Raw genomic sequence first — 2,019 nt, 5'->3', positions numbered from 1 at the left:
TTTTGCGTAGGGAGGGACGCCCTCAGGCGTCCCTCCCGACCGTGCGAACGGGCGCTGCGCGCCCGTGAGCAGACGAGGGGGTCGGCCCCGCCGACCCCCTCGACGGAAAAAGTGGGTTTCTAGAGTTCTCCAATCGCCCGCGACCGCAACTGCCCCGTCAACTGGACGCCGTGGTCGTCCATCCGCGAGACGATGCGTTTGGCCTGATCGGGCGTGAGGTACTTGTCCGCGACGGCCGCGCGGACGACGACGGCGAAACTGCCCGCCACGTCCGCGCCGAGACCCTCGGCCAGCGCGCGCAACCGACGGTCGTCTGAGAGCACCAGCACCTCGCTCGGGTCCTCGACGGAGTCGTCGAAGAGGCCACCCAACAGCGCCGCACGGTAGCCCTCGGCGTCGATACCGAGGGCGTCGGCGGCCGCCCGACGGACCTCCGGGCGGACCGACGTGATGACCGAGGACTCGTCGAGAAAGCGGTCGAGGTTCGTCCGGGCCGGTTCGATGGTGATCTCCGCGCGGACGTCCTCGGGGATCACGAGCGCACCGTCGAACCACTCCAGCAACTCGAGTTCGCCGATCTGTCCCAGATCGTACAACACCGTAGGGCCGACGTGGACGAAGCTCATCGGTCGGTGACCGTGGCCGCGTCGTCGGCCAACTCTTCGGGGGAGTACTGGGTCGTGAGGTTCTTCTCGTGGGCGATTTCGAGCCACTCGGCGACGGTGCAGTCGGCGATAGCGGCGGCCTCGCCGACCGACACCTCGCCGGTCTGGAAGCGCTCGACGGCGACCCGGATCCGGAGGGTCGCCAGCCCCTCGGCGAGGGCCTTCCTGATCGTCGCCTCCTCGTCGTCCCCGAGCAGGTCGGCGACAGCCTCGACGTCCTCGGCGATCTCCTCGTCGACGCGCGCGCTGATCGAGGGCATTGCCCAACCGTTGCGTGCAGACGCTCTTGAAGCTACGGGCGACCGGGCGGTTTTTAGCCGGCGGGGACCCTCCAGTGGGTATGACCGAGGCGACGGCGTTCGTACCGGGACACGTGACGGCCTTCTTCACCGTCGACCGCGACGAGGAGGGCGACCCGACGAAGACCGGGTCCCGCGGCGCGGGACTGGCAATCGAGGACGGCGTCGAGGTGACCGTCACCGACGCCGCCGACCGACAGGTGTGGCTCGACGGCGAGGCAGTCGAAATGGGGGCCGTCGAGCGCGTGCTGGACACCTTAGACGCGACGTGGCCGTCCACGCCGAGAGCGACGTGCCGCTGGGCCGCGGGTTCGGCGTCTCCGGCGCGATGGCGCTGGGCACCGCGATGGCGACCAACGCCGTCCTCCAGCGGGACCTCTCGACGAACGAACTCGTCACCGTCGCCCACGGCGCGGAGGTCCAGGCCGGGACGGGGCTTGGCGACGTGGTCGGGCAGGCGCTTGGCGGAATGCCCCTCCGGATCCACCCCGGCGGACCACAGCACAACTACGTCGACGCCGTGCCGGCCCGCCCGCGAATCGAGTACACGACCATCGGCGAGCTATCGACCGAGGACGTCATCGGCGGCGAGACGGACAAGCTCACCCAAGCCGGCGCACAGGCGCTCTCGACGGTCGTCTCCGAGCCCCGGCCCGAGAAGGTCGTCTACGCCGGCCGGCGGTTCGCCCGCGAGGCCGGCCTGCTGACCGAGCGGGTCAGACAGACCATCAGGGACGTGACGACCGGCGGCGGCGAGGCGTCGATGGCGATGCTCGGCGAGACGGTGTTCGCGCTCGACTCGGGGCTCTCCGACGCTGGCTACGACGCCGAGCGGACCCGGGTCGACCCTGCCGGCGCGCGGCTACGCTGATAGTGTTTATTCTAGCTGTTTACCGGTGTGACCGCCCGAGTTCGTCCTGCGGAGTTGACACGACGCAGGGCTCGGGAGGCGAACAGCGTGCGCCTCCCGGTGGGCGGTTCGATACCGAAACTGACCTACAATAACACTAATGAGTGTCGGCGGACCACTGCGCGCGGATGTCGCTCGCGGCCGT

2 protein-coding genes and 1 pseudogene are annotated in these 2,019 nt (G+C 69.6%); 1 reads left to right on the top strand and 2 read right to left on the bottom strand.

The features are described from left to right. Positions 1-119: 119 nt before the first annotated feature. Both GJ629_RS15575 and GJ629_RS15570 read right to left on the bottom strand, forming a co-directional pair. The gene (locus tag GJ629_RS15575) at positions 120-626 is read right to left on the bottom strand and encodes a hypothetical protein (RefSeq protein ID WP_157513824.1); all 507 of its coding nucleotides are present in this window, start codon (positions 624-626) and stop codon (positions 120-122) included. Next, positions 623-925, bottom strand: a complete 303-nt coding sequence (locus GJ629_RS15570) for a UPF0175 family protein (RefSeq protein WP_157513823.1) — start codon at positions 923-925, stop codon at positions 623-625. The genes GJ629_RS15575 and GJ629_RS15570 overlap by 4 nt, the downstream gene beginning before the upstream one ends. A gap of 80 nt (positions 926-1,005) precedes the next feature. On the opposite strand from GJ629_RS15570, the pseudogene GJ629_RS15565 reads away from it, so the two are divergent. Next, positions 1,006-1,835, top strand: a pseudogene (locus GJ629_RS15565) (pantoate kinase). Positions 1,836-2,019: the final 184 nt, after the last annotated feature.

The organism is Halapricum sp. CBA1109, assembly GCF_009741825.1.
In the GTDB taxonomy this organism is placed as follows: domain Archaea; phylum Halobacteriota; class Halobacteria; order Halobacteriales; family Haloarculaceae; genus Halapricum.
Note: the sequence above shows the minus strand (reverse complement) of the source record. Positions and strands in the feature narration are given on the sequence as shown.